The organism is Alicycliphilus denitrificans K601 (genome assembly GCF_000204645.1).
In the GTDB taxonomy this organism is placed as follows: domain Bacteria; phylum Pseudomonadota; class Gammaproteobacteria; order Burkholderiales; family Burkholderiaceae_C; genus Alicycliphilus; species Alicycliphilus denitrificans.
Genome location: NC_015422.1, coordinates 914,563 through 939,205, shown reverse-complemented (window position 1 = coordinate 939,205; position 24,643 = coordinate 914,563). Strand labels below are relative to the sequence as shown.

26 protein-coding genes, 1 tRNA gene and 1 other annotated feature are annotated in these 24,643 nt (G+C 64.3%); of the genes, 16 read left to right on the top strand and 11 right to left on the bottom strand.

Annotation, left to right across the window (positions count from 1 at the left end):
• Position 1 precedes the first annotated feature (1 nt).
• The 4 genes from prmC (at position 2) to paeA (ending at position 3,762) form a co-directional block, all read left to right on the top strand.
• Positions 2–847 carry a peptide chain release factor N(5)-glutamine methyltransferase gene (prmC, locus tag ALIDE2_RS04485; RefSeq protein ID WP_013721490.1) on the top strand — a complete coding sequence of 282 codons (846 nt, stop codon included), beginning with the start codon at positions 2–4 and terminating at the stop codon, positions 845–847.
• 56 nt (positions 848–903) lie between these two features.
• On the top strand, positions 904–1,236 hold the full coding sequence (gene grxD / locus ALIDE2_RS04480; RefSeq protein WP_013517822.1) for a Grx4 family monothiol glutaredoxin: 333 nt from the start codon (positions 904–906) through the stop codon (positions 1,234–1,236).
• A gap of 140 nt (positions 1,237–1,376) precedes the next feature.
• Complete coding sequence (locus tag ALIDE2_RS04475; protein ID WP_013721489.1) at positions 1,377–2,384, top strand: AAA family ATPase; 1,008 nt, start codon at positions 1,377–1,379, stop codon at positions 2,382–2,384.
• A gap of 43 nt (positions 2,385–2,427) precedes the next feature.
• Positions 2,428–3,762 (top strand): polyamine export protein PaeA, encoded by a 1,335-nt coding sequence (gene paeA / locus ALIDE2_RS04470; RefSeq protein WP_013517820.1) that lies wholly within the window; start codon positions 2,428–2,430, stop codon positions 3,760–3,762.
• Here paeA and ALIDE2_RS04465 read toward each other — a convergent pair.
• Both ALIDE2_RS04465 and ALIDE2_RS04460 read right to left on the bottom strand, forming a co-directional pair.
• Complete coding sequence (locus ALIDE2_RS04465) at positions 3,738–4,382, bottom strand: lytic transglycosylase domain-containing protein (protein WP_013517819.1); 645 nt, start codon at positions 4,380–4,382, stop codon at positions 3,738–3,740. The two genes, paeA and ALIDE2_RS04465, sit on opposite strands and share 25 nt — an antisense overlap.
• Entirely contained in the window at positions 4,379–6,124 is a 1,746-nt protein-coding gene (locus tag ALIDE2_RS04460) for a proline--tRNA ligase (protein ID WP_013721488.1), read from the bottom strand. Before ALIDE2_RS04460 ends, ALIDE2_RS04465 begins: the two co-directional genes overlap by 4 nt.
• Before the next feature lie 101 nt (positions 6,125–6,225).
• Between ALIDE2_RS04460 and ALIDE2_RS04455 the strand changes: the two genes are divergently transcribed.
• Positions 6,226–6,900, top strand: a complete 675-nt coding sequence (locus ALIDE2_RS04455; RefSeq protein WP_013517817.1) for an RNA pyrophosphohydrolase — start codon at positions 6,226–6,228, stop codon at positions 6,898–6,900.
• A 23-nt stretch (positions 6,901–6,923) separates the two neighbouring features.
• Here ALIDE2_RS04455 and proB read toward each other — a convergent pair whose 3' ends face one another.
• The 4 genes from proB to rplU all read right to left on the bottom strand — a co-directional run bounded on the left by proB (position 6,924) and on the right by rplU (position 9,911).
• Positions 6,924–8,063, bottom strand: a complete 1,140-nt coding sequence (proB, locus tag ALIDE2_RS04450) for a glutamate 5-kinase (RefSeq protein WP_013517816.1) — start codon at positions 8,061–8,063, stop codon at positions 6,924–6,926.
• 64 nt (positions 8,064–8,127) lie between these two features.
• Positions 8,128–9,201 carry an Obg family GTPase CgtA gene (gene cgtA, locus ALIDE2_RS04445; RefSeq protein WP_013721487.1) on the bottom strand — a complete coding sequence of 358 codons (1,074 nt, stop codon included), beginning with the start codon at positions 9,199–9,201 and terminating at the stop codon, positions 8,128–8,130.
• Between the two features lie 125 nt (positions 9,202–9,326).
• Positions 9,327–9,584: a 50S ribosomal protein L27 gene (gene rpmA, locus ALIDE2_RS04440; RefSeq protein WP_011804286.1), complete on the bottom strand. Its 258-nt coding sequence runs from the start codon at positions 9,582–9,584 to the stop codon at positions 9,327–9,329.
• Between the two features lie 15 nt (positions 9,585–9,599).
• Positions 9,600–9,911: a 50S ribosomal protein L21 gene (rplU, locus tag ALIDE2_RS04435; RefSeq protein ID WP_011804285.1), complete on the bottom strand. Its 312-nt coding sequence runs from the start codon at positions 9,909–9,911 to the stop codon at positions 9,600–9,602.
• Between the two features lie 172 nt (positions 9,912–10,083).
• On the opposite strand from rplU, the gene ALIDE2_RS04430 reads away from it, so the two are divergent.
• The 10 genes from ALIDE2_RS04430 to ALIDE2_RS25165 all read left to right on the top strand — a co-directional run bounded on the left by ALIDE2_RS04430 (position 10,084) and on the right by ALIDE2_RS25165 (position 18,517).
• Positions 10,084–11,067, top strand: coding sequence for a polyprenyl synthetase family protein (locus ALIDE2_RS04430; RefSeq protein ID WP_041700640.1), 984 nt, complete (start codon positions 10,084–10,086; stop codon positions 11,065–11,067).
• A 25-nt stretch (positions 11,068–11,092) separates the two neighbouring features.
• Positions 11,093–11,169, top strand: a tRNA-Pro gene (locus ALIDE2_RS04425).
• Between the two features lie 197 nt (positions 11,170–11,366).
• A protein-coding gene (locus ALIDE2_RS04415; RefSeq protein ID WP_085945337.1) for an IS3 family transposase occupies positions 11,367–12,601 on the top strand; the annotation gives its coding sequence in 2 pieces (ribosomal slippage) (positions 11,367–11,655 and positions 11,655–12,601; 1,236 coding nt in all).
• Positions 11,645–11,761 (top strand) — a sequence feature (AL1L pseudoknot). It overlaps the preceding gene by 117 nt.
• On the top strand, positions 12,516–13,019 hold the full coding sequence (gene trfA, locus ALIDE2_RS25410; RefSeq protein ID WP_337999171.1) for a plasmid replication initiator TrfA: 504 nt from the start codon (positions 12,516–12,518) through the stop codon (positions 13,017–13,019). The genes ALIDE2_RS04415 and trfA overlap by 86 nt, the downstream gene beginning before the upstream one ends.
• A 231-nt stretch (positions 13,020–13,250) precedes the next feature.
• On the top strand, positions 13,251–14,300 hold the full coding sequence (locus ALIDE2_RS04405; protein WP_041700637.1) for a site-specific integrase: 1,050 nt from the start codon (positions 13,251–13,253) through the stop codon (positions 14,298–14,300).
• Positions 14,301–14,431: 131 nt separating this feature from the next.
• Complete coding sequence (locus ALIDE2_RS04400; RefSeq protein WP_013721484.1) at positions 14,432–15,322, top strand: helix-turn-helix transcriptional regulator; 891 nt, start codon at positions 14,432–14,434, stop codon at positions 15,320–15,322.
• 158 nt (positions 15,323–15,480) lie between these two features.
• On the top strand, positions 15,481–17,007 hold the full coding sequence (istA, locus tag ALIDE2_RS04395) for an IS21 family transposase (RefSeq protein ID WP_013721393.1): 1,527 nt from the start codon (positions 15,481–15,483) through the stop codon (positions 17,005–17,007).
• On the top strand, positions 16,997–17,800 hold the full coding sequence (istB, locus tag ALIDE2_RS04390) for an IS21-like element ISThsp10 family helper ATPase IstB (protein ID WP_005800888.1): 804 nt from the start codon (positions 16,997–16,999) through the stop codon (positions 17,798–17,800). The genes istA and istB overlap by 11 nt, the downstream gene beginning before the upstream one ends.
• A 21-nt stretch (positions 17,801–17,821) precedes the next feature.
• Complete coding sequence (locus ALIDE2_RS04385; RefSeq protein WP_193353137.1) at positions 17,822–18,211, top strand: RDD family protein; 390 nt, start codon at positions 17,822–17,824, stop codon at positions 18,209–18,211.
• Between the two features lie 162 nt (positions 18,212–18,373).
• The gene (locus ALIDE2_RS25165) at positions 18,374–18,517 is read left to right on the top strand and encodes a hypothetical protein (RefSeq protein WP_158307690.1); all 144 of its coding nucleotides are present in this window, start codon (positions 18,374–18,376) and stop codon (positions 18,515–18,517) included.
• Positions 18,518–18,583: 66 nt separating this feature from the next.
• Here the strand turns inward: ALIDE2_RS25165 and ALIDE2_RS04380 are convergent, their stop codons facing one another.
• The 5 genes from ALIDE2_RS04380 to ALIDE2_RS04360 form a co-directional block, all read right to left on the bottom strand.
• Positions 18,584–19,129, bottom strand: a complete 546-nt coding sequence (locus ALIDE2_RS04380) for a DUF6036 family nucleotidyltransferase (RefSeq protein ID WP_013721483.1) — start codon at positions 19,127–19,129, stop codon at positions 18,584–18,586.
• Complete coding sequence (locus tag ALIDE2_RS04375; protein ID WP_013721482.1) at positions 19,126–19,812, bottom strand: helix-turn-helix transcriptional regulator; 687 nt, start codon at positions 19,810–19,812, stop codon at positions 19,126–19,128. Before ALIDE2_RS04375 ends, ALIDE2_RS04380 begins: the two co-directional genes overlap by 4 nt.
• 143 nt (positions 19,813–19,955) lie before the next feature.
• Entirely contained in the window at positions 19,956–20,612 is a 657-nt protein-coding gene (locus ALIDE2_RS04370; protein ID WP_013721481.1) for a nucleotidyl transferase AbiEii/AbiGii toxin family protein, read from the bottom strand.
• Positions 20,609–21,100 carry a helix-turn-helix domain-containing protein gene (locus tag ALIDE2_RS04365; RefSeq protein ID WP_013721480.1) on the bottom strand — a complete coding sequence of 164 codons (492 nt, stop codon included), beginning with the start codon at positions 21,098–21,100 and terminating at the stop codon, positions 20,609–20,611. The genes ALIDE2_RS04370 and ALIDE2_RS04365 overlap by 4 nt, the downstream gene beginning before the upstream one ends.
• 321 nt (positions 21,101–21,421) lie before the next feature.
• Positions 21,422–22,513 (bottom strand): site-specific integrase, encoded by a 1,092-nt coding sequence (locus tag ALIDE2_RS04360; RefSeq protein WP_013721479.1) that lies wholly within the window; start codon positions 22,511–22,513, stop codon positions 21,422–21,424.
• A 375-nt stretch (positions 22,514–22,888) separates the two neighbouring features.
• On the opposite strand from ALIDE2_RS04360, the gene pilB reads away from it, so the two are divergent.
• Positions 22,889–24,628: a type IV-A pilus assembly ATPase PilB gene (gene pilB, locus ALIDE2_RS04355; protein ID WP_013721478.1), complete on the top strand. Its 1,740-nt coding sequence runs from the start codon at positions 22,889–22,891 to the stop codon at positions 24,626–24,628.
• The last annotated feature ends 15 nt before the right edge of the window (positions 24,629–24,643 follow it).

Here is a 24,643-nt window from a genome sequence, read left to right as displayed (position 1 = left end):
TATGGATGGAATAGCAACCATCGCCCAGGCGCTCGCACGGGCGCAGGCCCGGGGCCTGGCGCGCATCGACGCGCAGATGCTGCTGCTGCACGCGCTGGGCCGCCCCACCGGCGACCGCGCCTGGCTGCTCGCGCACGACACCGACCCGCTGGACGCGCCCGCCCTGGCCCGCTACCAGGCGCTGTGCGCGCGCCGCGCGGCTGGCGAACCCGTGGCCTACCTCACGGGCAGCAAGGAGTTCTACGGCCTGCCCCTGCGGGTGGACGCCCGCGTGCTCGACCCGCGCCCCGACACCGAGATCCTCGTGGACTGGGCGCTGGAGCTGCTCGCCCCCCTGCCCGCCCCGCGCGTGGCCGACCTGGGCACCGGCAGCGGCGCCATCGCCCTGGCGCTGCAGCACGCGCGCCCCGACGCCCGGGTGCTGGCCGTGGACGCCAGCGCCGGCGCCCTGGCCGTGGCCCGCGCCAACGCCGAGCGGCTGGGCCTGCCCGTGCGGTTCGTGCAGGCCGACTGGCTCGCGGGCATCGCCGGGCCGTTCGACGCCATCGTGAGCAACCCGCCCTACATCCCCGCGCAGGACCCGCACCTGGCCGCGCTCGCGCACGAACCCCTCTCGGCCCTGGCCAGCGGCGCCGACGGGCTGGACGACATCCGCGCCATCGCCGCCCAGGCGCCCGCGCTGCTCGCGCCCGGCGGCTGGCTGCTGCTGGAGCACGGCTGGGACCAGGCCGGCGCCGTTCAGGCGCTGCTGCGCGCCGCGGGCCTGGCCCGGGTCCAGAGCCGCGACGACCTGGCCGGCATAGCCCGATGCACAGGCGGGTCAATGCCCGCGGCTGGCCGGCAGTGAAATAATCCCGAGTTACCGCCCTGCCCCAGGGCCCCTCTTCCAGGAGTACACACCCTATGAGCGACGTCCAGCAACGCATCGACCAACTGGTCAAATCCAACGACATCCTGCTGTTCATGAAAGGCAACGCCAGCTTTCCCATGTGCGGCTTCTCGGGCCGCGCCGTCCAGATCCTCAAGGCCTGCGGCGTCGATCCCAAGGACATCGCCGCCGTGAACGTGCTGGAGGACGACGAGATCCGCCAGGGCATCAAGGACTACAGCAACTGGCCCACGATCCCTCAGCTCTACGTGAAGGGCGAATTCATCGGCGGCTCGGACATCATGATGGAGATGTACGAGTCTGGCGAGCTGCAGCAGGTGCTGGGCACCCAGCAGCAGGCCGGCTGAACCCTTCCCCGCGCGCAGGAACCAACCGCTCTCCGGAGCGGTTTTTTCTGCCCGGCGAATGCGGGATTGTTCCGACAAACGGCCGGCGCGCGCCGTGCTTGAATCATTGCGTGTATTGCTTGGGAATCAGGAAACGTGCCATGACCAGTCACAGCCTCGTCCCCCAAACCTCTGGCCTGTCGCTGCCGGTGGCGCAGATGCGCAGCGTGTTCCACCCCGGCGACGTCGAGCGCAGGCTCGCGCGCCTGCAGGAAGCGGGCAGCCAGCGCGAATACGAGAACCTGCGCGTCGTCTATGAACGCATGCTCGAACGCGGCCCCGAGCGCTTCCAGGTCAAGCCCTCGGGCGTGCCCGACATGGTGCCGCTCTACGAGCACCTGCCCAACTTCACCGATGTGCTCGACGACGTGAAGCGCCACGTCGCCCTGGCGCAGGACAGCCGCGACGGGCTGGAGGTCACGCCCATGCTGCTGCTGGGCCCGCCCGGCATCGGCAAGACGCACTTCGCGCGCCAGCTCGCCGAGCTGCTGGGCACGGGCATGAGCCTCGTGCCCATGAGCTCGATGACGGCGGGCTGGCTCCTCTCGGGCGCATCGTCCCAGTGGAAGGGCGCGCGCCCCGGCAAGGTGTTCGAGGCGCTGGTCGAGGGCGAGTACGCCAACCCCGTGATCGTGGTCGACGAGATCGACAAGGCCGCGGGCGACGCGCAGTACGACCCGCTGGGCGCGCTCTACGGCCTGCTGGAGCACGACACCGCACAGAGCTTCACCGACGAATTCGCCGAGGTCGCCATCGACGCGAGCCAGGTCATCTGGATCACCACGGCCAACGACGAGCGCGGCATTCCCGAGCCCATCCTCAACCGCATGAACGTGTTCCAGGTGCAGGCGCCCACGCCGAGCCAGGCCCGCGCTATCGCGCTGAACCTGTACCACGGCATACGCGCGGGCCACGACTGGGGGCGGCTGGTCGATCCCGAGCCGCAGCCGGCCGTGCTCGACCTGCTGGCGCAGATGCCGCCGCGCGAGATGCGCCGCGCACTCATGACCGGCTTCGGCAACGCGCGGCTGGCCCGCCGCTCCACCGTCGAGGCGGACGACCTGCCGCGCGCGGCTGGCGCCAAGGGGCGCATCGGGTTCATGCAATAGGCGCAGGGCCGGGGCTGCGCGCCGCTACACTCGGCGCCATCCCATGACCCTGACCGAAAGCCTCTTCATCATTGGCCTGCTGATCGCGGCCAGCGCGTTTTTCTCGGTGGCGGAGATCTCCCTGGCGGCCTCGCGGCGCCTGCGCCTGCGCCAGATGGCCGACGAGGGCGACGCCCGCGCCGCGCGCGTGCTGCACGTGCAGGAGCAGCCGGGCGACTACTTCACGGTCGTGCAGGTAGGGCTCAACGCCGTCGCCATCCTGGGCGGCATCGTGGGCGAGGGCACTTTGAGCCCCTATTTCGGCGCCCTCTTCGGCCTGTGGTTGCCCGAGGGCCGGGCGCAGGCGCTGGGCTTCCTGGCGTCGTTCCTGGCGGTCACGTCGCTCTTCATCCTGTTCGCCGACCTGTGCCCCAAGCGCCTGGGCATGGCCAATCCCGAGCGGCTCGCGGTGCGCGTGATCGGGCCCATGCAGCTGTGCATGACGCTGTTCAAGCCCGTCATCTGGCTCTACAGCCGCACGGCCGACATGCTGCTGGCCCTGTCGGGCCTGCCCGTGCAGCGCGACGAGCGCGTCACCTCCGACGACATCCTGGCGATGATGGAGGCCGGCGCGCGCGCCGGCGTGCTGGCGGCGCAGGAGCAGCAGGTGATCGCCAACGTGTTCGAGCTCGACTCGCGCAGCGTGACCTCGGCCATGACGCTGCGCGAGCGCATCGCCTTCTTCCGGCGCGACGACCCCGACGAGCTGATCCGCGCGCGCATCGCCGCCGAGCCGTTTTCCACCTACCCCGTGTGCGACGGCGACATCGACCACGTGGTGGGCTACGTGGACGCCAAGGACCTGTTCCAGCGCGCGCTCAAGAACCAGCCGATCTCGCTGGCCGAAGAAGGGCTGGTGCGCAAGGTGCTCATCGTGCCCGACCGCCTGTCCCTGGCCGAGGTGCTCGCGCATTTCCGCCAGGTGCACGAGGACTTCGCGGTCATCGTCAACGAATACAGCCGGGTGGTGGGCGTGGTTACCCTGAACGACGTGATGAGCACCGTGATGGGCGACCTGGTGGGCCCCGCGGACGAGGAGCAGATCGTGCGCCGCGACGAGAACTCCTGGCTCATCGACGGCACGACGCCCATCGAGGACGTGCTGCACGCGCTCGGCATCGACGAGCTGCCCCATGCCGGGGACTACGAGACGCTGGCGGGCTTCCTCATGGTGATGCTGCGCCGCGTGCCGCGCCGCACCGACAGCGTGAGCGTGGGCGGCTACCTGTTCGAGGTGCTGGACGTGGACAGCTACCGCATCGACCAGGTCATGGTCTCGCGGCTCGGCCGCGCCGCGCAGGCCGGCGAAGAAGCTCAGGCCTCAGCGGAACGGTCCTGAAACAGCCAGCGGCGCTGCGCCGCGAACACCGCGTTCGGATAGGGCGCCTTGCCGCGGCTGCCGTTGTAGCGGCCCAGCGCCATGTACAGGTCACCACGCTCGCGGTCCAGGTAGTGGCGCAGGATGACGCAGCCGAAGCGCAGGTTGGTCTGCATGTGGAACAGCTTGCCCGCGTCGCCGTCGCCGATGGTGCGCGACCAGAACGGCATCACCTGCATGTAGCCGCGGGCGCCCACGGGCGAAACGGCAAACTTGCGGAACGCGCTCTCCACCTGGATCAGCCCAAGCACGAGCGACACGTCGAGCCCCGCGCGCTTGGACTCGTACCAGACGGTCTGCAGGAAATCGCGGCGCACCTCCCAGTCCGGCTTGCTGCGGCGCAGGCGGTCGCTCATGGCGCCCAGCCAGCGCAGGTAGACGAGCCGCGCCTCGGTGGTCACGAACAGCGGCTCGGGCGGCGCGAGATCGGCCACGGCGGAACTGAGCGCCGTGCGCACGGAATCGACGAGCGGCTCCTCGAGCTGTCCCCCCGCGTGCGCCGCGGCCGGCAGGCCCAGCCACGCGGCCGGGCCACCGGCCAGGGCCGCCAGACATGCGCGGCGTCGCACGCCGGCCGTCATGCCGCCACGCGCTCCTTCACGTGAGCGAGGATCTCCGCCACACCCACCTTGGTGGCGCCGGCGTCGCGGCGGTGCAGGTATTCCACCTGGCCTTCCTTGAGGCCCTTGTCGCCGATGGTGATGCGGTGCGGCACGCCGATCAGCTCCCAGTCGGCGAACATGGCGCCCGGGCGCTCCCCGCGGTCATCCAGGATCACATCGATCCCGCTGGCCAGCAGCTCGCCATGCAGCTTCTCGGCCACCGCCCTCACCTCCTCGCTGCGGTCCATGCCGATGGGGCAGATCACCACGGTGAACGGCGCGATCGCGTCGGGCCAGATGATGCCGCGCTCGTCGTGGTTCTGCTCGATGGCCGCCGCCGGCAGACGCGTGATACCGATGCCGTAGCAGCCCATCTCGAAGAAGGCCGGCTTGCCGTCCTCGCCCAGGAAGGTGGCGTTCATGGCCTTGGAATACTTGGTGCTCAGGTAGAACACGTGGCCCACCTCGATGCCGCGCTCGATGGCCAGCACCCCCTTGCCGTCGGGCGAGGGATCGCCCGCGACCACGTTGCGCAGGTCGGCCACGGCGTCGGGCTCGGGCAGGTCGCGACCCCAGTTCACGCCGGTGATGTGGAAGTCTTCCTCGTTGGCGCCACAGATCCAGTCGGCCATCAGCGCTACCTCGCGGTCGGCGACGACCTGGACCGGCTTGCGCAAGCCGATGGGGCCGAGATAGCCGGGCTTGGCGCCGAAGTGCGCCTCGATCTCGGTCACGGTGGCGAAGCGGAAGCCCTTGTCCAGCCCCGGCACCTTGGAGACCTTGATCTCGTTCATGTCATGGTCGCCACGCAGCAGCAGCAGCCAGACCTGGCTCTTGACGATCTCGCCGGCCTCGTTCGTCTCGTCGGTGGCCAGCACCAGCGACTTCACGGTGGTCTGGAGCGGCACGCCCAGCAGCTCGGCCACCTCGGCGCAGGTGGCCTTGCCCGGCGTCGGCGTCCTGGTCATGGGCGCAGCCGCGGCGGGACGCGGGCCGGCGGGCGCCAGGGCCTCGGCCTTTTCCATGTTGGCCGCGTAATCGCTCGCGGGGCAGTAGACGATGGCGTCCTCGCCCGTGGCTGCGATCACCTGGAACTCCTCGCTCAGGTCGCCGCCGATGGCGCCCGAATCGGCCGCCACCGCGCGGTAACGCAGGCCGAAGCGGTCGAAGATGCGCCGGTAGGCCTGGGCCATCGCCTGGTAGCTGGCCTTGGCGCCCGCCTGGTCGCGGTCGAAACTGTAGGCGTCCTTCATGATGAATTCGCGCCCGCGCATCAGTCCAAAGCGCGGGCGGCGCTCGTCGCGGAACTTGGTCTGGATCTGGTAGAGGTTCCTGGGCAGCTGCTTGTAGCTGCGCAGCTCCTGGCGCGCGATGTCAGTGACCACTTCCTCGCTCGTCGGCTGGATCACGAAGTCGCGCCCATGGCGGTCCTGGATGCGCAGCAGCTCGGGGCCCATCTTCTCGAAGCGCCCCGTCTCCTGCCACAGCTCGGCGGGCTGCACCACGGGCATGGTGCATTCCACGGCGCCCGCGCGGTTCATCTCCTCGCGCACGATCGCCTCCACCTTGCGGATGACGCGCAGACCCATGGGCATGTAGCTGTAGATGCCTGCCCCCAGCTTCTTGATGAGGCCGGCCCGCATCATGAGCTTGTGGCTGACGACCTCGGCATCGGCCGGAGCCTCTTTCAGGGTGGAAATGAAGAATTGGGAAGCTTTCATCGAACTTTTATCGGACGCGCGCGGCAACTGTGGGTGCTTCGCTTGCCGCGTACAGGGCAGCGTGCATAATGACCACAGTTTTAAAGAATCGGGGTTAGATTATGCTCGACCGGGACGGCTTCCGCCCAAACGTCGGCATCATCCTGCTCAACCAAAGAAACCAGGTATTCTGGGGCAAGCGCATACGCACCCACAGCTGGCAGTTCCCTCAAGGCGGCATAGACCGCGGAGAAAACCCGGAGCAGGCCATGTTCCGGGAACTGCACGAGGAGGTGGGCCTGCAGCCCAACCAGGTACGTGTGATTGCCCGCACCCGGGACTGGTTGCGCTACGAGGTGCCTGACCGGTACATCCGCCGCGATGCGCGCGGCCACTATCGCGGACAGAAACAGATCTGGTACCTGCTGCAACTGCTGGGCCACGACTGGGACCTGAACCTGCGCGCCACCGACCACCCCGAGTTCGACGCCTGGCGCTGGAACGACTACTGGGTGCCGCTGGACGTGGTGGTCGAGTTCAAGCGCGGCGTCTACGAAATGGCGCTCACCGAGCTGGCGCGCTTCCTGCCGCGCTACGACCAGCGCAACCGCTACCTGCGCAGCGGCATGCGCGCGCGCGATCCCGAAGGCGGCGGGCAGGCGCCCATGCAGCGCGCCGGCTCCCTGCTGGTCAAGCCCGGAATGGAGCTGCCGCCCGGGGCCAGTTTCGACCCCGACCCGCAAGGCGGCATGCCGGCGCCGCTGGCGGACGCCCCGCACGGCTCGCCACGCAAGTAGCGGGCGGCGGGGCCAGGCGCGGGTCAGTTGCCGGACACCACCATGTTGTCCCGGTGCACCATCTCCGGCTCAGCCGCATAGCCCAGCAGGCGCTCGAATTCGGACGAGGGCCTGCGGCACAGCAGGCGCGCCTCGGCGCTCGCGTAATTGGCCAGGCCGCGGGCGATCTCCGTGCCGCCAGCGTCGCGCACGGCGATCACGTCGCCACGCACGAAATCCCCCTCGACCGCGACCATGCCGATGGGCAGTAGGCTCTTGCCTTCATCGCGCAGCTTGGCAGCCGCGCCCGCATCCACGGTCACCGATCCGCGCAGCTGCAGGTGGTCCACCATCCACTGCTTGCGCGCCTGCTTCTTCTGCGTCTGCGCAACGAGCAGCGTGCCGATGGGTTCGCCCTGCGCCAGGCGCAGCAGCACGTCGGGCTCGCGCCCCCAGGCGATCACGGTGGATGCGCCCGAGCCCGCCGCCCGCCTCGCCGCCACGATCTTGGTGATCATGCCGCCCTTGCCGATGCTCGAACCCGCGCCGCCGGCCATCACCTCCAGCGCCGGGTCTCCCGCCTGCGCCTCGTGCACGAATTGGGCCCCAGGGTCGCGGCGCGGGTCGGCCGTGTACAGCCCCTTCTGGTCGGTCAGGATGACGAGGACGTCCGCCTCCACCAGGTTGGCCACCAGGGCGCCCAGGGTGTCGTTGTCGCCGAACTTGATCTCGTCCGTGACCACGGTGTCGTTTTCGTTGATCACCGGCACCACGCCCAGGCGCAGCAGGGTCAGCAGAGTGGAGCGGGCGTTGAGGTAGCGCTCGCGGTCGGCCAGGTCGGCGTGCGTGAGCAGCACCTGCGCGCTGCGCATGGCCTGCTCGCGCAGCTTGGTCTCGTACATCTGCGCCAGACCCATCTGCCCCACGGCGGCAGCGGCCTGCAGCTCGTGGATCTCGCTGGGGCGGGCGGACCAGCCCAGCCGCTTCATGCCCTCGGCGATGGCGCCGCTAGAGACCATGATGACCTCGCGCGGCTCGCCGCCCTCGCCGCGCACCAGGGCCGCGAGCTGCCGGCTCCACTCCCCGATGGCGACCTCGTCCAGGCCCCGCCCCTCATTGGTGACTAGGCTGGACCCCACTTTGACAACGATGCGACGCGCGTCGCGCAAGACACTGGAAACCATATTTGAGTGAAATTGGCCTCTAGCGCTTACCCATCAAGCGCCAGTAGCTCTTTTAACAATAGCATCAAGCCGGCGGATTGCCCTCCGCGAAGCGCGGGTCCACCTCGGCCGGCGCCTGTGCCGCCTGTTGCTGGGCACGCACATGCTGGTAGATGGCCTTGACGAGCGGCTCGCAGCCCTCGCGCGTCAGCGCGGAGATCTCGAACACCGGCCCCTTCCACTTGAAGCGCTTCACGAAGTCCTTGACGCGCGCGGCCCGCTCCTCGGCGGGCACCATGTCCAGCTTGTTGAGCACCAGCCAGCGCGGCTTCTCGTACAGCTGGGTATCGTATTTCTTGAGCTCGACCACGATGGCCTTGGCCTGCGCCACGGGATCGACGGATTCGTCGAACGGCGCCATGTCCACCACGTGCAGCAGCAGCCGCGTGCGCTGCAGGTGACGCAGGAACTGGTGGCCCAGGCCCGCGCCCTCGGATGCGCCCTCGATCAGGCCGGGGATGTCGGCCACCACGAAGCTCTGCTCCGGCCCCACGCGCACCACGCCCAGGTTGGGGTGCAGCGTGGTGAACGGATAGTCGGCAATTTTCGGGCGCGCGTTGGAAACCGCGGCGATGAAGGTGGACTTGCCGGCATTGGGCATGCCCAGCAGCCCCACGTCCGCCAGCACCTTGAGCTCCAGCTTCAGGCTCTTGCGCTCCCCGGGCCAGCCCGGCGTCTTCTGGCGCGGCGCGCGGTTGATGGCGCTCTTGAAGCGCAGGTTGCCGAAGCCACCGTCCCCGCCCTTGGCGATCGTGACCACCTCGCCCGGCGTGAGCAGCTCGTACAGCAGCTCACCGGTATTCGCGTCGCTGATGATGGTGCCCACGGGCATCTTGAGCGTGATGTCGCTGCCTGCCGCGCCGAACATGTCGGAGCCCATGCCATGCTCGCCGCGCTTGGCCTCGTGCCGGCGTGAATAGCGGAAGTCGACCAGGGTGTTGAGATTGGGGTCGGCCACCGCAAACACGTGGCCGCCACGCCCGCCGTCGCCGCCATTGGGCCCCCCGAACTCCTTGTACTTCTCGTGCCTGAACGAGACACAGCCGTTGCCGCCGTCACCTGCGGCAACGTCGATAAAGGCTTCGTCGACAAACTTCATGGGTATCCAGTTTACAAAACCGCACCACGGCCGATGCGGGCGCACGGACACAGACGGCACCCGTGCTGAAACAACAAAGCCCCGACGAGTCGGGGCTTTGCAGTCGCGTCAGTGATGAAGGGCCTTCAGGCCGGCGTCACGCTGACCGTATGCTTGGACAATGCGCCCTTCGTGCCGAAGGACACATGGCCATCCACCAGGGCGAATAGCGTATGGTCCTTGCCCACGCCGACGTTCACGCCGGGGTGGATGCGCGTGCCGCGCTGGCGCACGATGATGGAGCCTGCGCTGATCAGCTCACCACCGTAAGCCTTTACGCCCAGCATCTTGGGCTTGGAATCGCGCCCGTTTCGCGTAGAGCCGCCGCCTTTTTTCTGTGCCATGATCAGCTCCCTGATTTAAGCGGCGATCGCCTGGATCTGCAGCTCGGTGAACTGCTGGCGATGGCCTTGACGTTTCTGATAATGCTTGCGACGACGCAGCTTGAAGATGCGCACCTTGTCGTGCTTGCCGTGGGCCACGACCGTAGCCTTCACCGTTGCGCCGGACACCAGGGGCGTGCCGACCTTGAGTTCAGCGCCGTTGCCGACTGCCAGAACCTGGTCGATCACGATCTCCTGGCCTACTTCCGCAGCAATCTGTTCTACCTTGATTTTTTCGCCAGCGGCAACGCGATACTGCTTGCCGCCGGTTTTTATGACCGCGTACATGTAAACCTCGAATCTGAAATTGGAGTTCTGCGGACGAATTTCCACAGAACCGAGGATTCTATCACAAGCACCCAAAATCGATCCAGGCAACGCGACACAGTGTCGGATGGCCCCCCAGGCCCCATGGGGCGCTTCCTATAATTGCCGCTTCACTTCACCACCACCGATCACCTTGGCCGCCAACTCCCCCAGCACCGCCGCCACCCTCGCCCTGATTGCCGACGACATGCGGGAGGTGGACAAGGTCATTGCAGCGCGGCTGCAATCATCCGTCCCGCTTGTGGGCAGCGTGGCCCAGTACATCATCTCGGCGGGTGGCAAGCGCCTGCGCCCGGCACTATTGCTGCTGACCTGCGGCGCGCTCGAATACAAGGGGGAGCAGCGATTCAACCTCGCGGCGGTAGTGGAATTCATCCATACGGCCACCCTGCTGCACGACGACGTGGTGGATGAATCCACCCTGCGCCGCGGCCGGCCCACCGCCAACGAAGCCTTTGGCAACCCAGCGAGCGTGCTGGTGGGCGACTTCCTGCACACACGCTCCTTCCAGATGATGGTGGAGGCAGGCAGCATGCGTATCCTGCAAGTGCTGGCCGACGCGACCAACGTGATCGCCGAAGGGGAAGTCCAGCAGCTCATGAACACCCATGACGCATCCCTGGACGAAGCTGGCTACCTCCACGTCATCCGCTCCAAGACCGCCAAGCTGTTCGAGGCCAGCGCCCGGCTCGCCGCCATCCTGGCCGGCAGCACGCCCGACATCGAGCAGGCCTGCGCCGACTACGGCCAGGCACTGGGCACTGCCTTCCAGGTCATCGACGATGTGCTTGACTACGATGGCGACGCGCAGGAGATGGGTAAGAACCTCGGCGACGATCTGCGCGAGGGCAAGGTCACGCTCCCCCTCATCATCGCCATGCAGCGCGGCAGCCAGGCGCAGCGCGAGTTGCTGCGCAACGTCATCGAAACGGGCAGCGCCGACGAACTCCAGCCCGTCATCGCCATCATCCGCGAGACAGGAGCCCTGACCGCCACCCGCGACGCGGCCGCCGCCCAGGCCCGGCTGGCGATGGATGCCGCCGCCAAGCTTCCCGCCAATCCATACACCAAAGGTTTGCTACAATTAGCGGCTCAGCTACTTGAACGCCGGACTTGAATTCCGGGCGGTTCGGGAACGCAATCGGGGTGTAGCTTAGCCTGGTAGAGCGCTACGTTCGGGACGTAGAGGCCGGAGGTTCGAATCCTCTCACCCCGACCAGGACATCATAGAAAAAGCCCAAGTGAATCAATCACTTGGGCTTTTTGCCTTGAATCGTCATTCATGCCGATTTAGAGTAAATTTATCCCATCGTTGTCCCAAATTTGTCCCAGTGACTCGATCTTGTTATGACTCGCCAACACGGGCTGAACAGCCCCGGATTTCGAGGAGGCACCAACTCTTGAGAAGATGGAGCCATGAACAAGTCACCGAAGTTCTCCCCGGAAGTCCGCGAGCGCGCCGTTCGCATGGTGCAGGAGCACCGAGCCGACTACCCGTCGCTGTGGGCAGCCATTGAATCGATTGCGCCCAAGATTGGCTGCGTGCCGCAGACCTTGAATGACTGGGTCAAGAAGGCCGAGGTCGACAGCGGCCAGCGCCCCGGCACCACCACGGCAGACGCCCAGCGCATCAAGGAACTGGAGCGTGAGGTCAAAGAGCTGCGCCGGGCCAACGACATCCTGAAGACGGCCAGCGCGTTTTTCGCGCAGGCGGAGCTCGACCGCCGATTGAAGTCTTGAAGAACTACATCGACCGCCACCGTGATGACTACGGGGTCGAGCCCATCTGCCGGGTGCTGCAGATGGCCCCGTCGTGTTACTGGCGCCACGCAGCCCGGCAACGCAACCCGCAACTGCGCAGTCAACGCGTCCAGCGTGACGAGGGTTTGAAAGCCGACATCCAGCGCGTGTGGCACGCCAACTGGCAGGTCTACGGGGCCGATAAGGTCTGGCTGCAGATGAACCGCGAGGGCATCGCAGTGGCGCGCTGCACGGTCGAGCGCCTGATGCGTGCCATGGGCTTGCAAGGAGCACGCCGTGGCAAGACAGTGCGCACCACCACGCCGGACACATCGGCACCGTGCCCGCTGGACCACGTCAACCGGCAATTCAAGGCCAGCCGGCCCAACGAGCTGTGGGTGTCGGACTTCACCTACGTCTCCACCTGGCAGGGCTGGTTGTACGTGGCCTTCGTGGTGGACGTGTACGCCCGGCGCATCGTGGGCTGGCGGGTCAGCCGCAGCATGCAAACGGACTTCGTGCTGGATGCGCTGGAGCAGGCGCTGTATGACCGCCAGCCAGCAGCCCATGCCTTGACGCACCATTCCGACAGGGGCAGTCAATACGTTTCCATACGCTACACCGAACGCTTGGACCAGGCGGGTATCCAGCCATCAGTGGGCAGCCGGGGTGACAGCTACGACAACGCACTGGCCGAGACCATCAACGGGCTGTACAAGGCCGAGCTGATTCACCGCCGGGGACCCTGGAAGACCAGGGAATCCGTGGAGCTGGCCACCCTGCAGTGGGTGCACTGGTTCAATCACGTCCGACTGCTCACGCCGATTGGGGGCATCCCTCCGGCAGAAGCTGAGGCAAACTACTGGAGGCAACTCGCCGTCAGCGACACCTCGACAGAGGTGTCAACTTAAACCAATCGGCCTCCTTGAAAGCCGGGGCGGTTCAGTCAGCTTTGCGTGGAAATCAACACTGCGGGCTTTGTACGGGGCCGACCAGTTCACGCAGGTAGATTGGGCCGTGCGCCACGCACTGGACGGCCAGCCGCTGGCTCAATGGCTGCACGGCTTCTACGCCAGCCACGCCAAGCCGTTCCCGCTCAAAGTCGAAACGTTGCACCGCCTTTGCGGCAGCGAGGCCACCCTAATGAGCGACTATGCAAAGACGCTGCGCAAGGCACTGGACGCCGTTGCAGGAGCCGGCGCAGCCCACGGCGAGGGGTTCAGCTACGCAGTGCGCGGCGACTTGGTGCATGTCGAGAAGAAGGGCAGCGATGCGCAGCGACTGCACTTGGTCAAGAAGGCAGCCAAGCCCCGGAAACTTCGCAGCTAATACCGTTCTAGCAACCCCGCAACCCCGTTCCAGCAACCCCACGATACCGCTCCAGCAACCCAGCCATCCACAGGTCAAATAGGAAAAAATCAAATATCGACAATAGGTTAAATGCATCACGCAAGTGTGCCTAATCCTTTATTAATCCCTTTTAATCCGCGTGCGCGAGCACGGGGCACCCCTGCGGGGTTCCCCATGCCCTCGGCGCGGCTCTCCTGCACAAGAGGCCGCATGAACGAACTGCTTTTCAAGATGCAGGAACTGCTAAACCACTGCCAGGCAGTCCTGAATGCCATGCGCTCGTCAGATATTCAAGAGCAGCGCAGCACCTCGTATAAGACGAAAGTTGAATACAAGCGCCAAGCGCAGCAGCTCCTTCAGCGTGCGCTGATCGTTGACGGCGGCCTGTTTGCGGTCGTTCAATCAACAACCCGTATTTCCACATTTCGTAAACGCCTAGTAGCGCTGGAACACTTCCTCGGCTCGCAGCAGGAACAACTGGCGCGAGAGATGAGCGCTCCGGTCATGCCCGCAGCAGAAATTCTGCACCTGCGCTTTTTTCTGCACCTGAAACACCTGCAAGCGCTGCAACGTCTGCGGCAGGAAGGCATGGCAGGTGAGCGTGCCAAACGCCGCAGCAAGCGTCAGTCACTGGCCGGGCTACCGGCCAATTGGCGCATTGACCTGTGCAAGCGCGCTGTAGGTGGCCGGTACCTGTTCTCGCTCATTGTGTTGACCCTGACCGGGTGCCGCCCAAGTGAGCTGGTGGACGGCATTGACGTATGGCGCGGGAAAGACGAAGTCACAGGCAAATTACTGATCCACTTCCGCATCAGGGGCGCCAAGGTCAAAGGCTCGCAGGGCCAACCGCTTCGCACGATTTCCTATGACTCCAATGATCCTCACCCCTTGGTCGTTGTCGTCAACGAATTGTTGGATACTCAGCCGGAACCACGGGTGTTCGCGCAGGTCAGGAGCGCCGTCAATTTGACCGTGGAGATACGCCGCCTGGCGCGCAGCCTGTGGCCCAATCACAGGCAACCGATCACGGCCTACTGCTTCCGCCACCAGTTTGCCGCCGATCTGAAGGCCAACGGCGATGACGAAGCCACATGCCGTGGACTGGGACACATAAGCGCCGAAACCCGGCGCTTGTATGGCACCGCCGGCCAGGCAAGCAAAGGGCACCGCCTTCGTCCGTTGCAGATTGACGCTGAACGGCCAGTGAAGCCGCGTCCTAGCGGGCCGCGCACCAAGCGACGTGGTGAGCCAAAGCCATAGAGTCGGCCATATCGGGAGGCCATGGGCACCTCGCCCATGGCCTCCCAGCATCCCCACGAAGAGTCGTATCTTTTTGATACGAATGTCATTTTCTATAGATATACTCGATGGACTTCTCTTGATGTAACTTCATGTCACTCGCACCGATTCCGCAATCGCAACAAGATCGCCTCCGGCACATCGAATTGCGCTTGCGTTTTCTCGGCGAAGTGCGCCGCCCGGATGTGATGCTCCGTTTTGGCATCCAGTCGGCAGCGGCATCGCGCGACCTGGCGGTGTACAGAGATCTCGCCCCCCAGAACATCGAGTTTGATAGCCGGAGCAAGGGCTACCTGCTTGGCTCGGCCTTCTCCCCCCTGTTCCCCACATCCGCCGATCAGGCCCTGGCATGGCTGGCCGAACAACTGGGCGATGCCATCGCGCCATCGTCTGAATCGTTGCTGCCCTGTCTGATGCCTTCATGCCTCTCGCACCCTGACCTGGAGGTGCTGGCCTGCATCACCCGAGCCATCCACCTGAAACAGGTGCTGGACATACGCTACCACTCCATCAGCAGCGGCGCATCCCAGCGCCAGATCGTTCCTTTTGCCCTGCTCGATACCGGGCTGCGGTGGCATGTCCGCGCTTTCGACCGCAAGAGCAATGAGTTCCGCGACTTTGTGCTTACCCGCATTCAAGCACCCAACGTACAGGCAGAAAGTTCGCCGCAGCGTCACGAAACACCAGAGCACGACGCACAGTGGGCACGCATCGTAGAACTCGACCTTGTTCCACACCCTGACCAACCGCGTCCCGAAATTACCCGCATGGACTACGGCTTGCATGATGGCAGCTTGCGCCTCAAGCTGCGCGCCGCCATTGCCGGATATGTGCTGCGCAAATGGAGTGTGGACTGCTCACCAGACCACCGCCTGCGAGGCCCCGAATATCGCCTGTGGCTCAAAAATCACTTGAGTCTCTACGGGGTCGAAACTGCTGTACTCGCTCCCGGCTACCTCTCGAACAAGGAGTTGGCCGCATGACCGCACCCTACCGGCTTTCCTTCACCACCGGTGGGCTTTTCGTGCCCGAGTGTTGATTTCCACGCAGAAGTGACCCACTAACCCCCGGGATTTCCATCCAAACCTGACCCACGTACTAACCCTAACCTGCTGCTTTGCTGAGCAGCAGGAGACCAGGAGTGATAGACGTGGCAACACTGAGTGTCATCAGGCGCTGGGCCCTGCGAGAGCAGCTGTCCATCCGGGAGATAGCCCGCCGCACGGGCCTCTCGCGCAACACCATCCGCAAGTACCTGCGCGTAGGCGAGGCCGAGCCGCACTATGCCAAGCGGGTCAGTCCATCCAAGCTCGATCCCTTCGCCTTGAAGCTCGCTGGCTGGCTCAAGACGGAAGCTGGCCGATCCCGCAAGCAGCGCCGCACCGTCAAGCAGATGTACGTGGATCTGCAGGCGCTCGGTTATGGCGGCTCCTACAACCGCGTAGCGGCCTTTGCCCGCCTCTGGCACGAGCAGCGCCTTGTGGCCCAGCAGACCACTGGCCGCGGCACCTTCGTTCCCCTGGCCTTCGGTCCGGGTGAGGCCTTCCAGTTCGACTGGAGCGAGGACTGGGCTGTTCTCGCCGGCGTGCGCACCAAGCTGCAGGTAGCCCACTTCAAGCTCAGCCACAGCCGAGCGTTCTACCTGCGCGCCTATCCGCTGCAAACGCACGAGATGCTGTTCGATGCCCACAACCATGCATTCGCAGTCCTGGGCGGTGTGCCCCGCCGTGGCATCTACGACAACATGCGCACCGCCGTAGACCGGGTGCGCCGTGGCAAGGAGCGCGACGTCAATGCGCGCTTTGCGGCCATGGTCAGCCACTTCCTGTTCGAGGCCGAGTTCTGCAATCCTGCTTCGGGCTGGGAGAAGGGCCAGGTGGAGAAGAACGTGCGCGATGCCCGCCATCGCCTGTGGCAGGTAGTGCCGCCATTCCCAAGCCTGCCCGATCTCAATGCATGGCTTGAAGAGCGCTGCGTGGCGCTGTGGCACGAGATCGAGCACGGCAAGCTGCCGGGCACCGTCGCGGACATCTGGACCGAGGAGAAGAACGACTTGATGCCAATGCCCCGGCCCTTCGATGGCTTTGTGGAGCACACCAAACGCGTCTCACCCACCTGCCTCGTCCACTTCGAGCGCAACCGCTACAGCGTGCCGGCGCCTTATGCCAATCGGCCGGTGAGCCTGCGGGTCTACGCCGATCGCCTGGTGGTCGCCGCCGAAGGCCAGATCGTGTGCGAGCATCAGCGCCTGATCGAGCGTAACCACCATGGTGCGGGACAGACCGTGTACGACTGGCGCCACTACCTGGCAGTGCTGCAGCGCAAGCCCGGGGCCTTGCGCAATGGTGCTCCATTCCTGGAACTGCCAGCAGCCTTCAAGCGCCTGCAGGCCGCCCTCTTGAAGCAGCCAGGCGGCGACCGAGAGATGGTGGAGGTTCTGGCTCTGGTGCTGCACCACGATGAACAAGCTGTGCTCGCTGCAGTGGAGTTGGCACTGGAGTCAGGGGCTGCCAGCAAGACCCACATCCTGAACGTGCTGCACCGCCTGCTGGACGGTAAGCCCGCCCCAGCACCGGTCACCTCGCCCCAGGCCCTCAAGCTGTCTGTGGAACCCCAGGCCAACGTGCTGCGCTATGACCAATTGAGGGAGGTGCGCTATGCGTCATGACCCTGCCATCGCTTCCATCGTGATCATGCTGCGCGAGCTCAAGATGCACGGCATGGCCCAGGCGGTTGCGGAACTGGCTGAGCAAGGTGCGCCGGCCTTCGACGCAGCGCAGCCCATCCTGTCCCAACTGCTCAAGGCCGAGACCGCCGAGCGGGAGGTGCGCTCTGTGGCCTACCAACTCAAGGTGGCCAGGTTCCCTGCGTACCGGGACCTGGCTGGGTTTGACTTCAGCCACAGCGAGGTGAACGAGGCATTGGTACGCCAGTTGCACCGCTGCGAATTCTTGGAGAACGCCAACAACGTGGTGCTGGTGGGTGGACCGGGTACGGGCAAGACCCACATCGCCACAGCCCTCGGGGTGCAAGCCATTGAGCACCATCACCGCAGGGTGCGGTTCTTCTCCACGGTGGAGCTGGTCAATGCACTGGAAGAGGAGAAGGCCCAGGGCAAGCCGGGGCAGATCGCGCACCGCCTAGCCTATGCCGATCTGGTGATCCTGGATGAACTGGGCTACCTGCCATTCAGCACGTCAGGAGGAGCCTTGCTGTTCCACCTGCTGTCCAAGCTGTACGAGCGCACGAGCGTCGTGATCACCACCAACCTGAGCTTTAGCGAGTGGGCCAATGTGTTCGGAGATGCCAAGATGACCACGGCGCTGCTGGACCGGCTCACGCATCACTGCCATATTCTTGAGACCGGCAATGACAGCTACCGGTTCAAGAATAGCTCCGCACAGCAACCACCACAGACCACCAAGAAGGAGAAGGCGACCAAGAACTTATCCACAACGTGAGCGTGAAGCTCACGAACCAGGGTGGGTCAAGATTCGATGGAAATGGTGGGTCAGCTTTGCGTGGAAATCAACACGCTTCTGCTTTCGTTGTTCGGAACCACCCCGGCAAAGTGGCTGTTCGGCATCCGGGTCGCACATGCGGACGGCAACGTGCTTTCCTTCTCAGAATCGCTGAACCGCTCTTTTCTGGTCTTTGTTCAAGGCGTGGGGCTGGGTATTCCATTCGTCGCGCTGTTCACGCAACTGTTCGCGTATCGGCGGCTCACGAAGACCGGCACGACGCTGTGGGACACATCCAGCAGCGCGGTGGTGCTCCACAAGAAGTGGGGCGTGTTTCGCGCGCTCGCATGCACAGCCGCCGTTTTCGTCGTACTGATTCTGATCAGCGCCTTGAACGCGGCAGGCAAGTGATAACCAACAAAGGAGGAACCCATGGCCTACGAAGACCCCAACACGCCGTCACAGCCCCAGACGCCCGCGCCTGTCACAGCAGCACCTGCTGCCACGCCTGAAAAGAAGTCCGGCTCATGGGACTAGCTCTGGCCGTCCATTGTCGCGGTCATCATCGTCAAGTTGTTCGGCCTTGTCGGCGGACTGGTCACCTTTGGCTGCTACTACTGGCTCAAGCCCAAGCTGGGCACGTGGGGCGCGGTTGCTGCCTCCGGCGTCATCGGCGTCTTGGTTGCCATCGGCTTCTTGGCGATGATTCGTAGCTGACCCTCCCCGCTGAACAACGCTGCATCCGAAGCTCTTTGATGCTGAATCATCCAGCGCGCCAACAGCTCAAGCAGTCGAACGACCGGCATTCCTTGCCCACCGCCGTATCGTCGCCCGCAAGGTCTGCTGCGCCTTGGCATCGAGGGGCATGTTGTCCACGAGTGCCAGGGCGGCCTCCAGGTTCACATAGCCGTACTGCAGCAGTGCAATGCAGAACTCCCGATCCTTCTCTCGTGCGGCCACAACCTTGGCGAGGAAGAGGTCGAGAACGTCCAGACAGTAGCCAATCCGATCCTGCGTATTGCGGTTCTGGATGCGATGCACGCGCTGCATCCAGCCCGCTGGCAGGCACGCCGTTTCCGGCCCAACACCTTGGGCGTAGTAGCCGTAGGTTTCGTGGAACTGCGAGCCTTCGCCGATGGCGCCGTCGATTCTGTCGGCCAGCTCTGGTGCCTGCAGGGGATAGATGTCCGCTTCCATGGACACCGTGAACACGTCCTCGGGCCTGGGCACCGCGCCCAGGATGGACTGGCTGCCAACGATGACAAATTCGTACTGGTCGGTGATGTCACCGCTGGCACGAATGATGTGCTCCAGCTCTTCGCGCGTCATGGTTGCTCCTCGGGCGCATCGCCCAGCTCATCGCCGAATGCAATCCCCTTCTTGAGTTCGCTCACCTGCTGCAGGATGGCCTGACGGGTCTCGGGCGGCAGGATCGTGACCAGCGGTGATGCCTGGCGCAGCTGCTGCGCGCGGCGGGTGCGGGCCAACACCTTGCGCCAGGCGCCCGCCTTCAGGATGTCCTCCCACTCACGCCACAAGGCTGCAGAGCGAACATCTCCAGTAGCCAGCCAGCGCTGGAGCGTGTCCTTTGCCTGCTGAACCTGAGCAGGGTCGGCCTTGGCCAGCCGCACGGCTTCTTCATGCAGGGCCAGGCTTTGCAAGTCCTGCAGCTGGTGCCTGGTTGGGTCGGCGCGCACGCGCACATGCACCACGGGCGCGGGATGCCGGGAACGTGCGGCGGCGGAGCCCGCAGGCGCCGGTTGCAAGACATCGCCTGCCAGCAACGCCAGATCGCCACCAACGCCCAAAATGGACATGACGCGCAGGTAGGTGCCGATGGATGGTGCGGGGTCGCCCGACTCGACCGCGCGCAGGGTGTTGCGCGTCATGCCTGCGCGCGCCGCAAGCTCTACCGTGCCCAGGCGCTGGGTCTTGCGCAGGCGCTTGAGACGGTCGCCAAGCTGCAGAAGCAGTTGGCGTTCAAGGAGGACATGCGATTCATGAGAACTCATTTGATCATTAATTTAACTAATTTCCATTTTTTGGTCAAATTATTGATCATTTTTTTATACGCTTCACGAACCTCTACAACAACCCTGCATCCCCATCCCACTGTCGGCAAGGTCGGCTTGGTTTGGCTGCGCCACCTGAACCGCTACAGGCTGTCCAGGAATCCACCCGCCACGGCCACGCAGTGGTCGAAGCTGGGTGTGTAATCCAGCGTAGCGATAGCGCCAAACGCAGCCTGCAGACTGGCATGCGGCTGCCGAATCTGAGTCAGGAAGGCACTCCGATGGCGCAACAAGAATGGCTTTGCCACCAAAAGCTGCTGCGGCTCTCGCTCGATCACCAACGCCAAATCAAACAGGTCACGTGCAGTGGCACGGTCGCCACGGTGATACATCTTCTTGGCAATGATCTCTGCAGCCGTTTCCACTTTGACGGCGCGGCCTCCGATGTCCCAGGTATCCCAGGCGTCATCGAGCAGATTGGGGGCGGATACGAAGTCCACCTCACCCTCTTCGAACTGGAGCTTGACGAACATGCCCGGCTGTTCCGTGTAGTCCTCGGTCATATCCGCCGCCGTATCGCTCAGCCGTGGGGTGACAAAGCCCAGGTACTGCGGATCAGGCACAAAAATGTCGATGTCCTTGCTGAGCCGGTGGCGGTAGCGGAACATCAACACGGTTCCACCGCCCAAGGTCCAGAACGGGTTCGCTATGCCGCCGTACCTGCTGATGTCGTCGATCAACGCCAACGCACGCGGAAACAGGCTCTGCCAAGCCCCGCTGGGCAGCGAATCGACTTTCATGCCCACAGCGCCCGACGGTGAACAGATAGCGACTGCGCGAGTTTTGCGACGTTGCGCCAGACCTGCCGAGGCGGCAGGTGCGCATGCGCTGCGGCCTCTTCCACCGCCATCACAACGGTGGGCACCGGTGCCTCATCGAGCAGATGGGTCAGGTGTGGTGCGAACGAAGGCGGTACATCGCCACCGGCCAGGACTTGCTCCAGCACCTCGGGGGCAAGTTCATCCGCATAGCTGACACTGGCCGTCTTGGCCGCCATCCACAAGCCGCGCTTTTTGCGCCGCGCCTGGGTATCCGGCTGGGCGCTATCCAGCCCCAGCACCGCCATGACCTGTCCAACACGATTGACACCCAAATCACTCAAGGTGCCGTTTTCCAGCCCAACCAAGGTCTGGCGCGACAGGCCGCTTAGGTGTGCCAGTTGCGCCTGGGTCAGTCCCAACTCGGCGCGTCGGGCGCCCACGACATGGCCAATTTCGATCAGGTTCATGGTTGGTGGTGAATTTGAGAATGTCTGAAATATTTTACATATTAGACCGTGGCACGCTTGCGGACAATTGAGCCTGACCTGCCCCAGCCAACCCGCAGACTTTTCCACCGAAACTGCAAGCGCTACCAGCAAAAACTATAGGAAATCTATAGGAACACCCTATAGGTATAGACAAGGGGTGATCTATCGAACCAACAAGGGGCGATCTAACGAACCCTGCCCCAGAACCCAATCAGGGGCGATGTATCGAGCCATCAAGGGGCGATGTAACGAGGACAACCCGTGCAGAACACAGCCTTGTCCACAGTCCAGGCGGCCTATCTACCCCAGCTTTTTCGCGAGGTCTTCGGCACGGGGGTGGTAGTAACGCTTGAGCATGCGCAAGTCCTTGTGACCGGTCACGGCGGACAGCTCCAGGACGTTGCTCAGCTTTTCCGACAAGCGCGATGCAGCTTCGTGGCGGGTGTCATGGAAATGGACATCCTCCAGAAAGCCACGAACAGGGCGTTTACTGGCTGCTCGGCAGTCTTCCTTGTACTGCTGCTGGGCACGTTCCAGGGCGCGCTTGAATCCTTTGCGCAGCGCCATTGCTGTCGTCTGGAACACCGGCCCCTCATGGGCATTGTTTGCACCAGCCAAGCCCTGTAACTCCTGCAGGATCGCCACAGCCTTGCGCGACAAGGGCACCATACGCGAATCGCCATTCTTGGTGTCGGGCAGGAAGGCCGTCTGCCTGTCCAGATTCACACACTCCCAACGCAATGACAACAGCTCCCCTCGGCGCATGGCCGTCTCCACGGCCAGCTCCACCAGAGGCTGCAGCCACGGGTTGCGAGCCCCCTTGCTGAACGTACCATCGGACAGACGCTCACCGCCCGTCAAAGCGGCGAGCAGGTACACCATCTCTTCATCCGAGAAGCGCCTGTCCCTGGCTTTGGCCTTCTCCGGTCGCCGCACCAAGGGGATGGGGTTTTCGATATGAATGCCCCACTCACGCCGCGCGTGGTTGATCGCCGCCGACAGAATGTCGATCTCACGGTTGACCGTTGCCCCGCTGACCTGCTTGAGGCGGCGGTCACGCCAGGCGGCGACAATCGAACTGCTCAAGGCTGAAGTCTTGATCTGGGTAAGGGCGGCATCCCTGAGCAAGAGCTTGATCTTGGTGGACTCCATCACTGCGGATTTCTTCTGCGGCGTGACTTCCTTCTCATACCGTAAAAGGATGTCGGCCAAGGTGTTGCGCTCGGCCTCCCGGCGGTCGATGAAACCGGTCGTCTCCAGCTCGCGCTCCATCGCCCGAACCCAGCGTTCAGCGTCCTCTTTGTAGGAGAAGGTTCGTGACTGCGCAGGGAAGCCACGGCGTCTGACCTTGGCCTGCCACTGCAGCTCTCCGCGTTTTGTAATAGTGCCCACCGGCCCGTGTCCCCGAAGTGTCCCAAATAGTGGATTTCATCGTACAACACATTGATTTTATTGGCAATAAATAGGCGTTCGGGACGTAGAGGCCGGAGGTTCGAATCCTCTCACCCCGACCAGGAAACCAAGAGAAGAGCCAAATCAAGCGTCCAGCTGGTTTGGCTCTTTTTCATTGCAATCTTGGTATTTCAGCGCGGCCTGGCAGCCCCAAGCCCGGCAGGCCGTTGCGCCCGGCCCACAGGCGCCAGGCCGGGGCGAAACGGCCTCCCTGTCTCGCGCGCAACGCCCACGACGGGCAAATCTGTACACGCCCCGGGCAATCGGCGATGATCCAAGGCGTTTCCTTTTTTCCCATAAGAATCGGTTGGTTACATGGCTTCCGCAGACATCGCACAGAAAGTTGCTCAACCCGTCGCGCTACCCGGCCTGGCGCGCGCACTGATGTCCGTGGGCAAGCTGAACCAGAAAACCGCCGAGGAAATCTACAAGAAGTCACAAACGACGCGCACCAGCTTCATTGCCGAACTGACCGAGTCCAACGCGATCACCTCCAGCGACCTCGCCCACACGGTGTCCTCCATCTTCGGGGCGCCGCTGGTGGATGTGGAGGCGCTCGATCGCCAGCGCCTGCCGAAGGATTTGCTGGATTTCAAGCTGTGCCAGGCCTACCGGGTGGTTCCCCTGGGCAAGCGCAGCAACCGCCTGATCGTGGCAACGGCCGACCCGACCAACCAGGAAGCGGCGGAAAAGATCAAGTTCACCACGCAGATGGGCGTGGACTGGATCGTGGCCGAATACCACAAGCTGATCCAGCTGGTGGACGCTACCGCAAAGAGCGGCAGCGAGACCCTTGACAGCATCGTCAACAGCGGCGACTTCGAGTTTGGCGACATCTCCGTCGAGGAAGCCTCGGAGGAGAACTCGGAGGCCGCATCGAACGAGGTCGAGGACGCGCCCGTCGTCAGGTTCCTGCACAAGATGCTGCTGGACGCGTTCAACATGCGCGCATCCGACCTGCACTTCGAGCCGTACGAGCACAACTACCGCGTGCGTTTTCGCATCGACGGCGAGCTCAGGGAAATCGCATCCCCACCGATCGCCATCAAGGAGAAGCTGGCATCGCGCATCAAGGTGATCTCCCGCCTGGACATCTCGGAAAAACGCGTGCCGCAGGACGGCCGCATGAAGCTCAAGGTGGGGCCGGACCGCGTGATCGATTTCCGCGTGAGCACCCTGCCCACGCTCTTCGGCGAAAAGATCGTGATCCGTATCCTCGATCCGAGCAGCGCCAAGATGGGCATCGACGCGCTCGGCTACGAACCCGAGGAGAAGGAGCGTCTGCTCCAGGCCATCAGCCGGCCCTATGGCATGATCCTGGTGACGGGTCCCACGGGGTCGGGCAAGACGGTGTCTCTCTACACCTGCCTGAATCTGCTGAACAAGCCCGGTGTCAACATCGCCACGGCGGAGGACCCCTCGGAAATCAACCTGCCGGGCGTGAACCAGGTGAACGTGAACGAAAAGGCGGGGCTGACCTTCGCCACGGCCCTGAAGGCATTCCTGCGCCAGGATCCGGACATCATCATGGTGGGCGAAATCCGCGACCTGGAGACTGCCGACATCTCCATCAAGGCCGCCCAGACGGGCCACCTGGTGCTGTCCACGCTGCACACCAACGACGCGCCGACCACGCTCACGCGCATGCGCAACATGGGCATCGCGCCCTTCAACATCGCCTCCAGCGTGATCCTGATCACCGCGCAGCGGCTGGCGCGGCGCCTGTGCCCCCAGTGCAAGGCGCCGGCCGACATACCGCACGAGACCCTGCTGGAGGCAGGCTACAAGGAAGAAGAGATCGACGGCTCCTGGGTCACCTACCGACCCGTCGGCTGCTCGGCCTGCAACAACGGGTACAAGGGCCGCGTGGGCATCTACCAGGTGATGCCGGTGTCCGAGGAGACCCAGCGCATCATCCTGCGCGACGGCAGCGCCCTGGACATTGCCAAGCAGGCCCGCCAGGAGGGCGTGCGCAGCCTGCGCGAGTCGGGGCTGCACAAGGCGAAGATGGGATTGACCTCTCTGGAAGAGGTCCTGGCCGTCACCAACGAATAAACATCTCAGCGAGAA